General features: G+C 65.0%; 16 protein-coding genes. 13 read left to right on the forward strand and 3 right to left on the reverse strand.

The features are described from left to right. Window positions 1-108: 108 nt before the first annotated feature. From AC1DIX_RS25135 to AC1DIX_RS25145, 3 genes are read left to right on the forward strand one after another with little or no spacing between them, the layout of a single operon-like run. Entirely contained in the window at window positions 109-600 is a 492-nt protein-coding gene (locus AC1DIX_RS25135; RefSeq protein WP_477328106.1) for a GNAT family N-acetyltransferase, read from the forward strand. After that, a complete protein-coding gene (gene grxD, locus AC1DIX_RS25140) occupies window positions 494-751 on the forward strand; it encodes a Grx4 family monothiol glutaredoxin (RefSeq protein WP_477328087.1) in 258 nt (85 codons plus the stop codon). The genes AC1DIX_RS25135 and grxD overlap by 107 nt, the downstream gene beginning before the upstream one ends. Continuing rightward, window positions 744-1,334 (forward strand): UbiX family flavin prenyltransferase, encoded by a 591-nt coding sequence (locus AC1DIX_RS25145; RefSeq protein ID WP_441935233.1) that lies wholly within the window; start codon window positions 744-746, stop codon window positions 1,332-1,334. The genes grxD and AC1DIX_RS25145 overlap by 8 nt, the downstream gene beginning before the upstream one ends. On the opposite strand, the gene AC1DIX_RS25150 is transcribed toward AC1DIX_RS25145, so the two are convergent. From AC1DIX_RS25150 to AC1DIX_RS25160, 3 genes are all read right to left on the reverse strand, one after another. Further along, window positions 1,335-1,508, reverse strand: a complete 174-nt coding sequence (locus AC1DIX_RS25150) for a hypothetical protein (RefSeq protein WP_477252250.1) — start codon at window positions 1,506-1,508, stop codon at window positions 1,335-1,337. Between the two features lie 177 nt (window positions 1,509-1,685). After that, complete coding sequence (locus AC1DIX_RS25155; protein ID WP_441935231.1) at window positions 1,686-2,096, reverse strand: hypothetical protein; 411 nt, start codon at window positions 2,094-2,096, stop codon at window positions 1,686-1,688. A 280-nt stretch (window positions 2,097-2,376) separates the two neighbouring features. Then, window positions 2,377-3,429: an MBL fold metallo-hydrolase gene (locus AC1DIX_RS25160; RefSeq protein WP_477252252.1), complete on the reverse strand. Its 1,053-nt coding sequence runs from the start codon at window positions 3,427-3,429 to the stop codon at window positions 2,377-2,379. 123 nt (window positions 3,430-3,552) lie between these two features. Between AC1DIX_RS25160 and AC1DIX_RS25165 the strand changes: the two genes are divergently transcribed. The 10 genes from AC1DIX_RS25165 to tcuB all read left to right on the forward strand — a co-directional run bounded on the left by AC1DIX_RS25165 (window position 3,553) and on the right by tcuB (window position 14,697). Then, entirely contained in the window at window positions 3,553-3,978 is a 426-nt protein-coding gene (locus tag AC1DIX_RS25165; RefSeq protein ID WP_441935229.1) for a MerR family transcriptional regulator, read from the forward strand. A 152-nt stretch (window positions 3,979-4,130) separates the two neighbouring features. Beyond that, window positions 4,131-5,315 (forward strand): isovaleryl-CoA dehydrogenase, encoded by a 1,185-nt coding sequence (locus tag AC1DIX_RS25170; protein ID WP_441935228.1) that lies wholly within the window; start codon window positions 4,131-4,133, stop codon window positions 5,313-5,315. A 289-nt stretch (window positions 5,316-5,604) separates the two neighbouring features. After that, complete coding sequence (gene aceK / locus AC1DIX_RS25175) at window positions 5,605-7,416, forward strand: bifunctional isocitrate dehydrogenase kinase/phosphatase (RefSeq protein WP_477328088.1); 1,812 nt, start codon at window positions 5,605-5,607, stop codon at window positions 7,414-7,416. After that, window positions 7,413-8,612 (forward strand): acetyl-CoA C-acyltransferase, encoded by a 1,200-nt coding sequence (locus AC1DIX_RS25180; protein ID WP_477328089.1) that lies wholly within the window; start codon window positions 7,413-7,415, stop codon window positions 8,610-8,612. Before aceK ends, AC1DIX_RS25180 begins: the two co-directional genes overlap by 4 nt. Before the next feature lie 69 nt (window positions 8,613-8,681). Further along, window positions 8,682-9,350: an SDR family oxidoreductase gene (locus AC1DIX_RS25185; RefSeq protein WP_477328090.1), complete on the forward strand. Its 669-nt coding sequence runs from the start codon at window positions 8,682-8,684 to the stop codon at window positions 9,348-9,350. Window positions 9,351-9,383: 33 nt separating this feature from the next. Continuing rightward, window positions 9,384-10,511 (forward strand): acyl-CoA dehydrogenase family protein, encoded by a 1,128-nt coding sequence (locus tag AC1DIX_RS25190; RefSeq protein WP_477328091.1) that lies wholly within the window; start codon window positions 9,384-9,386, stop codon window positions 10,509-10,511. Beyond that, complete coding sequence (locus tag AC1DIX_RS25195) at window positions 10,508-11,044, forward strand: GNAT family N-acetyltransferase (protein WP_477328092.1); 537 nt, start codon at window positions 10,508-10,510, stop codon at window positions 11,042-11,044. Before AC1DIX_RS25190 ends, AC1DIX_RS25195 begins: the two co-directional genes overlap by 4 nt. 17 nt (window positions 11,045-11,061) lie before the next feature. Further along, on the forward strand, window positions 11,062-12,003 hold the full coding sequence (locus AC1DIX_RS25200) for a LysR family transcriptional regulator (protein ID WP_477328093.1): 942 nt from the start codon (window positions 11,062-11,064) through the stop codon (window positions 12,001-12,003). An 83-nt stretch (window positions 12,004-12,086) separates the two neighbouring features. After that, window positions 12,087-13,514: an FAD-dependent tricarballylate dehydrogenase TcuA gene (gene tcuA / locus AC1DIX_RS25205; RefSeq protein ID WP_477328094.1), complete on the forward strand. Its 1,428-nt coding sequence runs from the start codon at window positions 12,087-12,089 to the stop codon at window positions 13,512-13,514. Beyond that, window positions 13,501-14,697 (forward strand): tricarballylate utilization 4Fe-4S protein TcuB, encoded by a 1,197-nt coding sequence (gene tcuB, locus AC1DIX_RS25210; RefSeq protein ID WP_477328095.1) that lies wholly within the window; start codon window positions 13,501-13,503, stop codon window positions 14,695-14,697. Before tcuA ends, tcuB begins: the two co-directional genes overlap by 14 nt. The last annotated feature ends 42 nt before the right edge of the window (window positions 14,698-14,739 follow it).

Here is a 14,739-nt window from a genome sequence, read left to right on the forward strand (position 1 = left end):
CCCGCCGATCCGGACAGTCCCGAGAGCCGGGCCCTGCTCCGTGAACTCGGCGCGGCGCTGGCGGCGATCACCGGCAGCGACGGCACCGCCTCCTTCGATGCGGCCGACGTGCGCGGCGAGCGCGCCTGCTTCCTGCTTGCCCGCGATGCGGATGGGCGAGCGGTGGGTTGCGGGGCGCTGCGGCCGCTGGCCGATGGCGTGGCCGAGCTGAAGCGGATGTATGCGCGGCCCGGGAGCGGTGCCGGACGGTGTTTACTGGCGGCGCTGGAGCGGCAGGCTTCAGCCTTCGGCTACACCGAAGTCTGGCTGGAGACGCGCAGGGTGAATGCGCGGGCGGTAGGGTTTTATGGGAAGCATGGCTATCTTGTCATTCCCAACTACGGCAAGTATGTTGGCCGGGCCGAGGCTGTCTGCCTGGGAAAGACATTGAACACCCAACGTCGTCCCCCCCTTCGCGGGGACGACGAGGACCAACACGCCGGTCGTGCTGTTCATGAAGGGCACCGCCCAGTTCCCGCAATGCGGCTTTTCCGGCCGCGCCATCCAGATCCTGAAAGCCTGCGGCGTCGACAACATCGCCACCGTGAACGTGCTCGATGATGCGGAAGTCCGCCAGGGCATCAAGGAATTCTCGAACTGGCCGACCGTCCCGCAACTGTATGTGAACGGCGAATTCGTCGGCGGCTCGGACATCATGACCGAGATGTACGAATCCGGCGAACTGCAGACCCTGCTGAAAAAGAATGGCTGATCGCCCTCGCCGGATCGTCGTCGCCATCACCGGCGCGACCGGCGCGATCTACGGCGTGCGGCTGCTCGAGCGGCTGCGCGCGATTCCCGGCGTCGAGACCCACCTGGTCATTTCCGACGCCGCTTCCCTCACCCTGCATCAGGAAGTCGGCCTGCAACGGCGCGACGTGGAAGCGCTCGCCCATGTGGTGCACAAGAACCGCGAGATCGGCGCCTCCATCGCCAGCGGTTCCTTCCAGACCGACGGCATGGTGATCGCCCCCTGTTCGATGAAGACCCTGGCCGCGGTGGCGCATGGGCTGTCGGACAACCTGATCGCACGCGCGGCCGACGTGATCCTGAAGGAACGCCGGCGCCTGGTGCTGATGGTGCGCGAGACGCCGTTCAACCTGGCGCACCTGCGCAATATGACGGCCGTCACCGAGATGGGCGGCATCGTGTTCCCGCCCCTGCCGAGCTTCTACAACAACCCGGGCAGCATCGCCGAGATGGTCGACCACACGGTCGCGCGCGTCATCGACCTGCTGGGCATCGAGAACGAGCTCGCGCCGCGCTGGGCGGGCATGAAGAACGACACCGCCTGACTAGCGGGGTTCTCCGTAGCGCTCCTGCTCTGCCTCCCTTGCTTCTCTTGCGTCTTCGATTTTTCTGCGCTGCTCGTTACGTTTGCGCATGATTTCTGCGTGTTGGGCCGCCGTCATCGGCGGCGCGGTCATGAGGTCTTTCAACTGCGCGGTACTGCTGTAGTTATTAATCATGAGGGCACTGCATCCTTATATGACCGATAACGCTGGCGGGCGCCAGTAGCAGGTAGATTATGCGCGAGACTCGGCAGTTTGTCCCGTCCCGTTGAAGAAAAATTGCAGTAGAGAATAAATAGACAACGGCCCGGCCGGACGTGCTCCGGGCGGGCCGCAATGCCATACAGGCAGGGCTTACTTCGGCTGGTGGTTCATGCGCACCAGCATGCGGATGAACTCGCGTGCCAGCTGCTTGTGGTGCTCGTCCAGGCGCTGCAGGTCGGCGATCAGCTTGACGTCGGCCGATTCGAAACGGGCCGATGCATCGGCGGTTTCGCCGCCGGCCGGGGCGTTTTCGGAGCCGCCGAAGCGCAGCCAGTCGGCCGGCACGCCCAGCCACTGGGCGATCATGCGCAGTTTTTCCTGGGTCGGGATGGCTTCGCCGACCAGCCATTTGCGTGCGGCGTGGACCGTGATCGGCCGGCCTTCGAAGCGAATGTTAAATTCGCGCGCCAGCCGCGTCGGGCTGTCCGGCGAGTAATGGGCATTCTTCAAGGCTTGCTGCAGACGTTCGCTGAAGCTTTCGCGCTCGTTAGTCGAATTCATCGGTGGTACTAGTGGTTCATGCAGGGCCGTCATGGTTTCTCCATGGTTCAGACCTTGTGTAACAGATGAAAAGTCTGAAAGTAACAAACGTGTGAGTATTGACCAATTCTCACAGTGCTGTCCAGCAATTATCGCGCTTTGGGCCAAGAGAATAGGTAAGTGTGAAAAATATCCTACAGGAAAAAGAAAACGTTTGCTTGTCGGATTTCAGTCGTGTAAACGAAAAAGGCAAGCCCAAGGCTTGCCTGCAAGACATCATATGAAAGAAACAGGACCGAAATCAGGCCAATCCGAAGCGGATGACACCGTCGGCGCCGGTTACACGCGTGAGGATACCGGCGTACCAGAGCGCATGCAGATGGGCCAGGGCCTCGCCGATCGCAAAGCCGAGCTGGTGGCCGTCGAGCTGGCGCCGGAACATCAGCGGAACAATGTCAACTGCGGAGCGCGGCTCGGTGCAGGCAGCGCGCACCTCTTCCAGGCGGGCCGCGTGGTGTTCACGCAACTGCCGGATGCGCACGTGCAGGCCGCGGAAGGGTTTGCCGTGCGAGGGCAGCACCAGGGTGTCCTCCGGGAGATCGGCGAACTTGTCGAGCGAAGCCAGATATTGTGTGAGCGGATCGCCTTCCGGCTCGACCGCGAACACCGAGACATTCGTGGAGATGCGCGGCAGCACCATATCGCCGGAGATCAGGATCCTGCCCTCCTCCGCATACAGCGACACATGCTCGGGCGAGTGGCCGAAGCCCGTGATCACGCGCCATTCACGGCCGGCCATCTTCACACGCTGGCCATCCTGCAGCCGCGTATAGCTCGGCGGCACGGCCGGCACCAGGCTCGGGTAGTAATTGCGGCGGCCCTGCATCTGCGCCAGCAGGCCGGCGTCCAGCAGGCCGTGGCGCTGGAAGTGGGGAATCGCCGACGGGCCGTCCACGCCCGGCAGCGCGGCCGCCATCATGCGCGCAAAGCCGAACTCGGCGGCGCTGGTCCAGAACGGCGCCGCGAAACGCTCGCACAGCCAGCCGGACAAGCCGACGTGGTCCGGATGGCAGTGGGTCGCGAACACGCGCAGCAGCGGCCGGCCATCCATCGGCCCGGCGATCACCTGTTCCCAGGCGGCGCGGGTAGCGTCGGTGCCGGCGCCACAATCGACCAGCGCATAGCCGGCCCGGTCGCCGGCGCGGTCGTCCAGCAGCCACAGGTTGATGTGGTCGAGGGCGAAGGGCAGCGGCATGCGCAACCAGCGCAGGCCGGGCGCGAGTTCGTGCACGGTGCCGGGCGCCGGGATGTCGTCGCCGAAGGGATAGGACAGCTGGGATTCGAGAAGGTTCATGCGGAGAATCTTTCGTGTTGGGCGGGCGCCGCAGGCTACAATGCATGCAACATTGACGTTGACGTAAACGGAAACAAAAGCGCAGACTGCGATTCTATGTGATTTTCGACTATGCAGAATAATATGGGCCCGACCTACACCATCGCCGAACTGGCACGCGAATTCGACATTACCGCCCGCGCCATCCGCTTCTATGAAGACCAGGGGCTGCTCAGCCCGATGCGCGAAGGCCAGGGCGGCCGCAACCGCGTCTACACCCCGCGCGACCGCACGCGCCTGAAGCTGACGCTGCGCGGCAAGCGCCTGGGTCTGACCTTGTCGGAGATCAAGAGCATCATCGACATGTACGAAACGCCGAAGGACACCGTGGCCCAGATCAACCGCTTCCTCGGCGTCCTGGCCCACCAGCGCGATACCCTCGAGCAGCAACGCGCCGACATCGAGATGTCGCTGGCCGAGATCGCCGTCCACGAGGACGAATGCCGGCGCCTGCTGGCCGAGGCGGGCACCGCGCCGCAACCCGCCGATTCGCAGCGCGACGCCGCCTGACAAGAACGTCCTGTTTGCGGCAACACCTTGTCGTCATGGAAAGAGCAACGCCGCATGTCGCTTGACGTTTACGTTAACGTCACTCCGCGCTATCATCCGGTCTAGCCATCCGCCATCCAGCCATAACGACACACGAGACACGAGAGGACGACATGCTGCATCTTCCAGGCTTGACCTTTGACCACGGCGAAGACATCGCCGCGCTGCGCGAAGCAGTGCAACAGTTCGCGGCGAGCGAAATCGCCCCGCGCGCGGCCGAGATCGACCGTACCGACCAGTTCCCGATGGATTTGTGGAAGAAGATGGGCGAGCTGGGCCTGCTGGGCATTACCGTGAGCGAGGAATACGGCGGCGCCGACATGGGCTACCTGGCCCACATCGTCGCGATGGAAGAGATCTCGCGCGCCTCGGCCTCGGTCGGCCTGTCCTACGGCGCCCACTCGAACCTGTGCGTCAACCAGATCAAGCGCAACGGCAGCGAAGAACAAAAACGTAAATATCTGCCCAAGCTGATCTCGGGCGAACACGTGGGCGCGCTGGCCATGTCCGAGCCGAACGCCGGTTCCGACGTCGTCAGCATGAAGCTGCGCGCCGAGCTCAAGGGCGACCGCTACGTGCTGAACGGCACCAAGATGTGGATCACCAACGGCCCGGACGCCGACACCCTGGTCGTCTACGCCAAGACCGACATCGAAGCCGGCGCGCGCGGCATGACCGCCTTCCTGATCGAAAAAGGTTTCAAAGGCTTCTCGATCGCGCAGAAGCTGGACAAGCTGGGCATGCGCGGCTCGCACACCGGCGAACTGGTGTTCCAGGATTGCGAAGTGCCGGTCGAGAACGTGCTGGGCGGCGTCGGTAAAGGCGTCAACGTGCTGATGTCGGGCCTGGACTTCGAGCGCACCGTGCTGTCCGGCGGTCCGCTGGGCATCATGTCGGCCTGCATGGACGTGGTCGTCCCCTACATCCACGAGCGCAAGCAGTTCGGCCAGGCCATCGGCGAGTTCCAGCTCATGCAGGGCAAGATCGCCGACATGTATTCGACCATGATGGCCTGCCGCGCCTACGTCTACGCCGTCGGCCAGGCCTGCGACCGCGCCGACAACCCGGCCGCCGTGCGCGCCCTGCGCAAGGACGCCGCCGGCGCCATCCTGTACAGCGCCGAGAAGGCGACCTGGATGGCCGGCGAAGCGATCCAGACCCTGGGCGGCAATGGTTACATCAACGAGTATCCGGTCGGCCGCCTGTGGCGCGACGCCAAGCTGTATGAAATCGGCGCCGGCACCAGCGAAATCCGCCGCATGCTGATCGGCCGCGAGCTGTTCGGCGAGACGGCTTGATCGACTAAAGGCTTCAACGCAGAGAGCGGAGAGGAGACGCGGGCTGGTGCATAGAGTCGAAAAGACCGCTGCCGGCCCGCACCCCGAATACGTCGTTCCCGCGGCTCATGAACGTCGTCCCCGCGAAGGCGGGGATCCAGGTTTGTGTGCGTTCCGACTACTCATGCAGAACTTGGGTTCCCGCCTCCGCGGGAACGACGGTAGAGCTAGTAGAAATACTGGGGTTCTCCCCGCAGTAAACGTCCAGCCTTACAATATTCCCGTCCACCCTCCACCGCGCAGAAAACCGATGACCCAGGCAAGTTTCCCCAAACTGCTCTCGTCGCAGGTCGCCTTCGACATCGCGCGGACCATCCTGGACGGCTTCGACCGCCATTACTCGCTGTTCCGCCAGGCCAGCCAGGCGGCCAAGGGCTATTTCGAGAAGGCCGACTGGAGCACCGCCCAGCGCGCCGCGCGTGAGCGCATCGACTTCTACGACAAGCGCGTGCAGGAGTGCGTGCACGTCCTCGAAGAAGCCTACGCGCCCGGGGACTTCAACGACGAGACCTGGCGCGAGACCAAGCTGCATTATATCGGCCTGCTGACCGGCCACAAGCGTCCCGAGCTGGCGGAAAGCTTTTTCAACTCCGTCAGCTGCCACATCCTGCACCGCCGCTACTACCGCAACGATTTCATTTTCGTGCGCCCGGCCGTCTCGACCGACTATATCGAGACCGATGAACCGCAGCCGACCTACCGCGTCTACTACCCGCGGGCGGACGGCCTGCGTTTCGCCCTGCGCCGCATCGTCACCAACTTCCAGCTGGCCTGCCCGTTCGCCGACCTCGACCGCGACGTCGCCCTGGTCGAGCGGCGCATGGTCGAGAAGTTCGGGCTGGACAAGGCGGAACCGAACCAGCAGCTGCAGGTGCTCTCAAACCTGTTCTTCCGCAACAAGGGTGCCTACATCGTCGGCCGCGCCATCAACGGCGCGCGCGAAGTCCCCTTCGTCATTCCGGTCCTGCACGACCGCGTCGGGCGGCTGGTCCTCGACACCGTGCTCACCGAACCCGAGCAGGTGCTGATCCTGTTCTCGTTCACGCGCGCCTACTTCCTGGTCGACATGGAAGTCCCGTCGAGCTATGTGCAGTTCCTGCGCAGCCTGATGCCGAAGAAACCGAGAAGCGAACTCTACACCGTGCTCGGCCTGCAGAAACAGGGCAAGACCCTGTTCTACCGCGACTTCCTGCAGCACCTGAAGCACAGCTCGGACGAGTTCCGCATCGCCCCCGGCATTCCCGGCCTGGTGATGCTGGTGTTCGAGCTGCCGTCCTTCCCSTWYGTGTTCAAGGYGATCAAGGACTGSTATCCGCCGCCGAAGGAAACCACGCGCGAGAGAATCAAGGAAAAATACCTGCTGGTGAAGCACCACGACCGCGTGGGCCGCATGGCCGACACGCTGGAATACTCGGACGTCGCCTTCCCGCTGGCGCGCTTCCCGGAGCAGCTGCTGGACCAGCTGCGGCGCGACGCCCCTTCGCTGCTCGAGATCGAGGGCGACCGCGTCGTCATCAGGCACCTGTACATCGAGCGCCGCATGGTGCCGCTGAACCTGTACCTGCAGGACGCCGAGCGCAGCGGCGACGAAGCCCGCCTCGAGCACGGCGTGCTCGAGTACGGGAACGCGATCCGCGACCTGGTCGCCGCGAATATTTTTCCAGGCGATATGCTGTACAAGAATTTTGGCGTCACCCGCCACGGCCGCGTCGTGTTCTACGATTACGACGAGATCGAGTACCTCACCGACTGCAACTTCCGCGACATCCCGGCCCCGCGCAACGAAGAGGACGAGATGGCCGCCGAGCCCTGGTACCCGATCGGCCGGCACGACGTGTTTCCCGAGCAGTTCGAACGCTTCCTGCTCGCCAACCCGAAGATCCGCGCAGTCTTCATGCGCCATCACGCAGAACTTCTCACGCGCGCATGGTGGCAGTCGCACAAGGAACGCATCCAGGCCGGCGTGGTCGAGGACGTGTTCCCGTATCCGCAGCAGATCCGTTTTCACCCATTTAACCCGGCGGCCAGTCCGCCATCTTCCAACTTGGAGACCTTACAATGAATGATCCAGTCGTTATCGTCGGCGCAGCCCGTACCCCGATGGGTGCCTTCCAGGGCGATTTCTCCTCCAAGACCGCAAGCGACCTGGGCGCGGTGGCGATCAAGGCCGCCGTCGAACGCGCCGGCGTCGACCCAATCAAGGTCGAACACGTCTACTTCGGCAACTGCCTGATGGCCGGCCAGGGCCAGGCCCCGGCGCGCCAGGCACTGATCAAGGCCGGCCTGCCGATGTCCACCGGCGCCGTGACCCTCTCCAAGATGTGCGGCTCGGCGATGCAGGCCGCGATCTTCGGCTACGACGCCCTGAAAGCCGGCAGCGCCGACGTGATCGTCGCCGGCGGCATGGAGTCGATGACCAACGCCCCTTACCTGATCCCGAAAGCACGCGGCGGCTACCGCATCGGCCACGCGCCGATGTTCGACCACATGATGCTGGACGGCCTCGAAGACGCCTACTCGCGCAACGAAAAGACCGGCGAAGGCCGCTCGATGGGCACCTTCGCCGAAGAGTGCGTGGCGACTTACCAGTTCACCCGCGAAGAGCAGGACAACTTCGCGATCGAATCCGTCAAGCGCGCGCAAGCCGCCAACAACGACGGCAGCTTCGCATGGGAAGTCGCGCCGGTGACCGTCGCCAACCGCCTGGGCGAACAGATCATCGAAAAGGATGAAGGCCCGCTGAAGGCCAAGATCGACAAGATCCCGTCGCTCAAGCCCGCCTTCAAGAAGGACGGCACCGTGACCGCCGCCTCGTCCTCGTCGATCAACGACGGCGCCGCCGCCCTGGTCATGATGCGCGAGTCGACCGCCAAGGAGCTGGGCCTGACCCCGATCGCCCGCGTCGTCGGCCACGCTACATTCGCCCAGGAACCGAACCTGTTCACCACCGCGCCGATCGGCTCGATGAAGAAGCTGTTCGAAAAGACCGGCTGGAAGGCCAGCGACGTCGACCTCTTCGAGATCAACGAAGCCTTCGCCGCGGTGCCGATGGCCGCCATGCGCGACCTCGACATCCCGCACAGCAAGGTCAACATCCACGGCGGCGCCTGCGCGCTGGGCCACCCGATCGGCGCCTCGGGCGCGCGCATCATCGTCACCCTGCTGGGCGCGCTGAAGAAGACCGGCGGCAAGCGCGGCGTGGCCTCGCTGTGCATTGGCGGCGGCGAAGCGACCGCGATGGCGATCGAGATGGTGTAAGCAGTACACGATGCATCGTGGTAGGGTGGGCACCCCGTGCCCACCCCACGGAATTGAAGGAGAATTTTCATGTCTACAGCCCTGATCATCGGCGCCTCGCGCGGCATCGGCCACGAAATGGTGCGCCAGTACCGCGCCGACAGCTGGCGCGTGATCGCCACCGCCCGCAAACCGCAGGACTGCGACGCGCTGCGCGAACTGGGCGCCGAAGCCCACCAGCTCGACGTGACCAATCCCGAAGCGATCGGCGGCCTGGGATGGAAACTGGACGACGAGAAGATCGATCACGCCTGGCTGGTGGCCGGTGTCTACGGTCCGCGCCACGACGGCTTTCCGACCCAGCAGGAGTTCGACGCCGTCATGCACACCAACGTGCTGGCGGCGATGCGCCTGCTGCCCATCGTCGGCCCGCTGGTGGCGAACGCGCGCGGCAGGCTGGCGGTGATCTCTTCGCGCATGGGCTCGATCGGCGAGCGCAGCAATGCCTCCGGCTCGCTGTACCGCGCCAGCAAGGCGGCACTGAATTCGGTGCTGAAGGACGCCGCGCTGAGCTTCGGGCCGCAAGGCGTCACCTGCCTCAGCTTCCACCCGGGCTGGGTGCAGACCGACATGGGCGGCGCCGGCGCCCCGCTCAGCGTCGAAGAAAGCGTGCGCACCTTGCGCGCCACCCTGGCCGGGGCCGACGCCTCGAAGAACGGCGCCTTCCTGAACCACGACGGTACACCGATCAGCTGGTAAGCCGTCACGAACAACGATAACGATACGAGACATATGATTCTGAGCGAAGAACACCAGATGATCCGCGACGCCCTGCGCAGCTATTCGCAGGAGCGCCTCGCACCCAACGCAGCGCGCTGGGACCGCGAGCAGCATTTTCCGAAAGAGGAACTGAAGGAACTGGCCCAGCTGGGCGCCTTCGGTGTCGCGGTGCCGGAACAGTACGGCGGCGCGGGCCTCGACTACGTGTCGCTGGCCCTGGTGCTGGAAGAGATCGCGGCCGGCGACGGCGGCACCTCGACCATCATCTCGGTGAACAACTGCCCGGTATGCTCGATCGCGATGATGTACGCGAACGAGGCGCAAAAGGAAAAGTGGCTGCGCCCGCTGGCGCAAGGCGAGATGCTGGGCGCCTTCGCCCTCACCGAGCCGCATACCGGCAGCGATGCCGCCGCCCTGCGCACCACCGCCGTCCGTGATGGCGATGAGTACATCATCAACGGCACCAAGCAGTTCATCACCAGYGGCAAGAACGGCGACGTCGCCATCGTCATGGCCGTCACGGATAAAGCTGCCGGCAAGAAGGGCATCAGCGCCTTCTGGGTGCCGACGAATACCCCCGGCTACATCGTCGCCGGCATCGAACACAAGATGGGCCAGCACTCGTCGGATACGGCGCAGATCGTGTTCGAGAACTGCCGCATCCCGGCCGAGAACCTGATCGGCGAAGAAGGGCAAGGCTACAAGATCGCCCTGTCCGGCCTGGAGGGCGGACGCATCGGCATCGCCTCGCAATCGGTCGGCATGGCGCGCGCGGCCTTCGAAGCAGCGCTGGCCTATGCGAAGGAACGCGAGAGCTTCGGCACCGCCATCTTCGACCACCAGGCCGTGCAGTTCCGCCTGGCCGAGATGGCGATGCAGATCGAGGCCGCGCGCCAGCTGATCCTGCATGCGGCATCGATGAAGGACGCGGGCCTGCCCTGCCTGAAGGAAGCGGCGATGGCCAAGCTGTTCGCCTCCGAGATGGCCGAGCGCGTCGTCTCCAGCGCCATGCAGGTGTTCGGCGGCTACGGCTACGTGGCCGACTTCCCGGTCGAGCGCATCTACCGCGATGTGCGCGTGTGCCAGATCTACGAAGGCACCAGCGACATCCAGAAGATCCTGATCGCGCGGGCGCTGTGAACATCCGGCCGGCAGGTGCGGCCGACCTGCCGCCCTTCTTCGTCTACCTGGACGATCATTTGCGCGACAACGGTCGTGATGGCGCCCCGCTGTTCCAGCCCTTGTCGAGGGCGCAGTCGCAGCTCCCGCCCGGCCTGAAGGTGGCCTTCATCGAAGGTCTCGCCATCCCGGTCGGCGAGCCGGGCTGGCGCCGCCTGTGGCTGGCGGTCGATAGCCGCGGCTCGATCGCGGGTCACATCGACTTGCGTGCGCGGCCGGAACCGCTGGCGCGGCATCGCGCGATGCTGGGGATGGGCGTGCATCGCGCCCGGCGCCGGCGTGGGCTTGGGGCGCGGCTGGTCGATGCTGCCGTCGACTGGGCGCGGCGCGATACTGCACTGGCCTGGATTGACCTCGAGGTCCTTTCGGACAATCATCCAGCCGTCGAACTCTATTTGCATTCGGGCTTCACCACGATCGCGCGCATCGCCGACATGGTGAGGATCGACGATGCGAGCCACGACATCAGCTACATGACGCGCGCACTGCGCTAAGGACTATCAAGGAATCCATGGAAATACGGCAGCTACGGTATTTTGCCAGCGTGGTCGAACACGGCAGCATCGGCAAGGCGGCGCTCGAACTCGGACTGGTCACGTCCGCATTGAGCCAGCAGATCACACGGCTGGAGAACGAGCTCTCGACGCGGCTGCTGCAGCGTACTTCCACCGGCGTGGTGCCGACCGACGCGGGTATTGCGTTCCTGCGCCAGGCCCAACTCGCACTGCGCCACATCGACGACGCCGCCGTCGCCGCTCGCCAAGCCCGCCTTTCCGGCCACGTCAGCGTCGGCATGGCGCCCAGCACAGCCGGCGTCATGGGGCTGGCCTTCATGAAGGCGATGCGCGAGCGTTATCCGCATGTGCGGCTGCGGATGGTGGAAAGCCTGTCCGGACACCTCGCATCGATGCTCGGCGCACGCCAGATCGACCTGGCGATCCTGTTCAAGGAAGAACCGGCGCAACGCTGGAGCGTGTTGCCGGTCCTCGATGAGCAGCTGTTCGTGATCGGACACACCAACTTGCCTGGCATGCCCCAGGACGGGGAAGCGCGGCTTGGGCAACTGGGCGAGCTGCCACTGGTACTGCCGACCAGCAAGCACGGACTGCGGTCCTTGCTGGACACGGCGTTCAGGCACGCCAAGTACGAGCCGCACATCGCGGCCGAAGTCGACGGCCTGGCGATGCTGATGGATGCGGTCCGTGGTGGCATAGGCGCCACGATCCAGCCGGGTGCCGCGCTGGCGCGGGCGGAAAACGCGGAGCTGGCCAGTGTCCCGGTCGCCGACAGCGATGCGACCCGGCCCAACCTCATCGTCAGTGTGTCCGACGACGAATTGTCGCCGGCCGGACTGGCCGCGCGCGTCCTGCTTATCGAGGTCGCAAGGGCCCTGGTGGCGGACGGCCGCTGGCCGGGCGCGACGCTGCGCGAACCAAGTCTTCACAAAAACTGAAGACCTATTGCCGCGCATGTGATAGCGGCAGAAACTGCTGACGTCTACAGTCGCCTCTCGATATCATCAAGGAGACGGCGAGGATGGTTGACGTTCTTGTCATTGGCGGGGGTAATGCGGCGCTGTGCGCAGCCCTCATGGCGCGCGAAGCAGGCGCCTCGGTACTACTGCTCGAATCGGCGCCACGCGAATGGCGCGGCGGCAATTCCCAACATACGCGCAACCTGCGCTGCATGCACGACGGTCCGCAGGACGTGCTCGTGGAGGCCTACCCGGAAGAAGAATACTGGCAAGACCTGCTCAAGGTTACCGGCGGCATCACCAACGAGCACCTGGCGCGCCTCACCATCCGCGCATCGTCCACCTGCCGCCCGTGGATGCAGAAACATGGCGTGCGCTTCCAGCCGCCACTGTCCGGCGCCCTGCACGTGGCCCGAACCAACGCCTTTTTCATGGGTGGCGGCAAGGCGCTCGTAAATGCCTACTACCGCAGCGCCGAGGCGCTCGGCGTGCACGTCCTGTACGACACGCCGGTGGACGCGATCGAACTGGAGGGCGGCAGGTTCGTCGCCGCACGCAGCGGCAGCCGACGCTTCCAAGCCCGGGCCTGCGTCCTGGCTGCCGGCGGTTTCGAGTCCAACCGCGAATGGCTGCGCGAAGCATGGGGACAGAACGAGCGCGGTGAATGGCCGGCAGATAATTTCCTGATCCGTGGCACGCGCTTCAACAGTGGAAACCTGCTCAAGTTCATGATCGACGCCGGGGCCGACAAGATCGGCGATCCGACCCAGGCGCACATGGTTGCCATCGATGCCCGCGCGCCCCTGTACGACGGCGGCATCTGCACCCGCATCGACTGCGTGTCGCTGGGCGTGGTCGTGAACCGCGATGCGCAGCGCTTCTATGACGAGGGCGAGGACTTCTGGCCGAAGCGCTATGCGATCTGGGGCCGCCTGGTCGCCCAGCAGCCGGGGCAGATCGCTTATTCCATCATCGACGCCAAGGCGGTCGGCCGCTTCATGCCGCCGGTGTTCCCGGGCGAGAAGGCCGACACCCTGCCCGAACTGGCCAGGAAGCTGGGCCTGCCGGAAGCCGAATTCGTCGCCACGATCAGCGCCTACAATGCGGCCTGCCGCACCGGCACCTTTGATCACACCAGGCTGGACGACTGCCATACGGAGCAACTGGCCCCGCCCAAGACCCACTGGGCGCGTCCGATCGACACCGCGCCATTCTACGGCTACGCCTTGCGGCCGGGGGTGACGTTCACCTACCTGGGGTTGAAGGTCAACGACAAGGCGCAGGTCCACTTCGACGGACAGCCCAGCGACAACCTGTTCGTCGCCGGCGAAATGATGGCCGGCAATGTGCTGGGCAAGGGCTACACGGCAGGGGTGGGGATGTCCATCGGCACCGCCTTCGGCCGCATTGCCGGCAGCCAGGCCGCACAGGCGGCACAGGCAACGCAAGCAACATCGCGCCATTCTGGAGTTCAACATGCAGAAGCTTGAAGCACTGGTCCGCGAGGCCCACGACAGCGCATCGCCGCTGCCCGCGGCAACGGGCCGTTCGCGGGTCATTCCGATTGCCCGCATGACCGACAACGAGACCGAGGTCGCGCGCCAGATGCAGATCTGTAACGCCTGCAGGTACTGCGAAGGGTTCTGCGCCGTCTTTCCTGCCATGACGCGCCGGCTGGAGTTCGGCAAGGCCGACGTGCATTACCTCGCGAACCTGTGTCACAACTGCGGAGCCTGCTACCACTCGTGCCAATACGCACCGCCTCATGAATTCGCGGTGAACGTCCCGAAGGCAATGGCCAAGGTACGCCTCGATACCTATTCGGCCTATGCCTGGCCGGCCGCCGCCGGCGCGCTCTACAAGCGCAACGGCCTGGCGGTGGCGCTGGCCCTGGCCGCCAGCCTGGCGCTGTTCCTGGTGCTTTCCGTCATGGCCAACGGCGGCCTCGGCGCCTCCCCGTCGGGTAGCAACTTCTACGCGATCTTCCCGCACAACCAGCTTGCCGCCATGTTCGGCGCGGTGTTCGGATTCGCGGTGCTTGCCCTCGGCATTGGCGTGACCGGCTTCTGGCGCGACGTCGAGGCCGGCACGGCGACGGCGCCCGCCGTGGCCGAAGCGACCAAGAATGTCCTGACGCTCACCTACCTGGACGGCGGACACGGCGAGGGCTGCAACGAGGCCGACGACGGCTTCACCCTGGCCCGGCGCCGCTTCCACCATGCCACCTTCTACGGCTTCATGCTGTGCTTCGCCGCCACCTCGGTGGCCACGCTCTACCATTATGTTCTCGGACTGGAAGCGCCCTACCCCTTCTTCAGCGTGCCGGTGCTGCTCGGCACCGCGGGCGGCATCGGCCTGCTGATCGGGCCGGCCGGACTGCTGTGGCTGAACCTGCGCCGCGACCCGAACCACGGCGACACGGCGCAGCGGCCGATGGACCGCGGCTTCATCGTGCTGCTGCTGCTCATCAGCATCACCGGGCTGGCCCTGCTGGCCTGGCGCGACACGGCTTCGATGGCACTGCTGCTCGCCCTGCACCTCGGTGTCGTGATGGCATTGTTTGCAACACTCCCCTACGGCAAGTTTGCACATGGCATCTATCGTTCCGCATCCCTGTTAAAAGCCGCCATCGAGAAGCGGCAGGCGAAAGGACCGAACCTGGGCGCGGATTAATTCGCGCGCGGCCGACCGCCGCGCGCCATGCATACAACACAA

This window comes from Massilia sp. 05N420, from assembly GCF_056397205.1.

Excerpts from the sequence above, each read along its gene's own strand:
- grxD (WP_477328087.1), top strand. The coding sequence starts at position 494 with ATGAAGGGCACCGCCCAGTTCCCGCAATGCGGCTTTTCCGGCCGCGCC.
- AC1DIX_RS25145 (WP_441935233.1), top strand. The coding sequence starts at position 744 with ATGGCTGATCGCCCTCGCCGGATCGTCGTCGCCATCACCGGCGCGACC.
- AC1DIX_RS25150 (WP_477252250.1), bottom strand. The coding sequence starts at position 1,508 with ATGATTAATAACTACAGCAGTACCGCGCAGTTGAAAGACCTCATGACC.
- AC1DIX_RS25155 (WP_441935231.1), bottom strand. The coding sequence starts at position 2,096 with ATGAATTCGACTAACGAGCGCGAAAGCTTCAGCGAACGTCTGCAGCAA.
- AC1DIX_RS25160 (WP_477252252.1), bottom strand. The coding sequence starts at position 3,429 with ATGAACCTTCTCGAATCCCAGCTGTCCTATCCCTTCGGCGACGACATC.
- AC1DIX_RS25165 (WP_441935229.1), top strand. The coding sequence starts at position 3,553 with ATGGGCCCGACCTACACCATCGCCGAACTGGCACGCGAATTCGACATT.
- AC1DIX_RS25170 (WP_441935228.1), top strand. The coding sequence starts at position 4,131 with ATGCTGCATCTTCCAGGCTTGACCTTTGACCACGGCGAAGACATCGCC.
- AC1DIX_RS25180 (WP_477328089.1), top strand. The coding sequence starts at position 7,413 with ATGAATGATCCAGTCGTTATCGTCGGCGCAGCCCGTACCCCGATGGGT.
- AC1DIX_RS25185 (WP_477328090.1), top strand. The coding sequence starts at position 8,682 with ATGTCTACAGCCCTGATCATCGGCGCCTCGCGCGGCATCGGCCACGAA.
- AC1DIX_RS25200 (WP_477328093.1), top strand. The coding sequence starts at position 11,062 with ATGGAAATACGGCAGCTACGGTATTTTGCCAGCGTGGTCGAACACGGC.
- tcuA (WP_477328094.1), top strand. The coding sequence starts at position 12,087 with ATGGTTGACGTTCTTGTCATTGGCGGGGGTAATGCGGCGCTGTGCGCA.
- tcuB (WP_477328095.1), top strand. The coding sequence starts at position 13,501 with ATGCAGAAGCTTGAAGCACTGGTCCGCGAGGCCCACGACAGCGCATCG.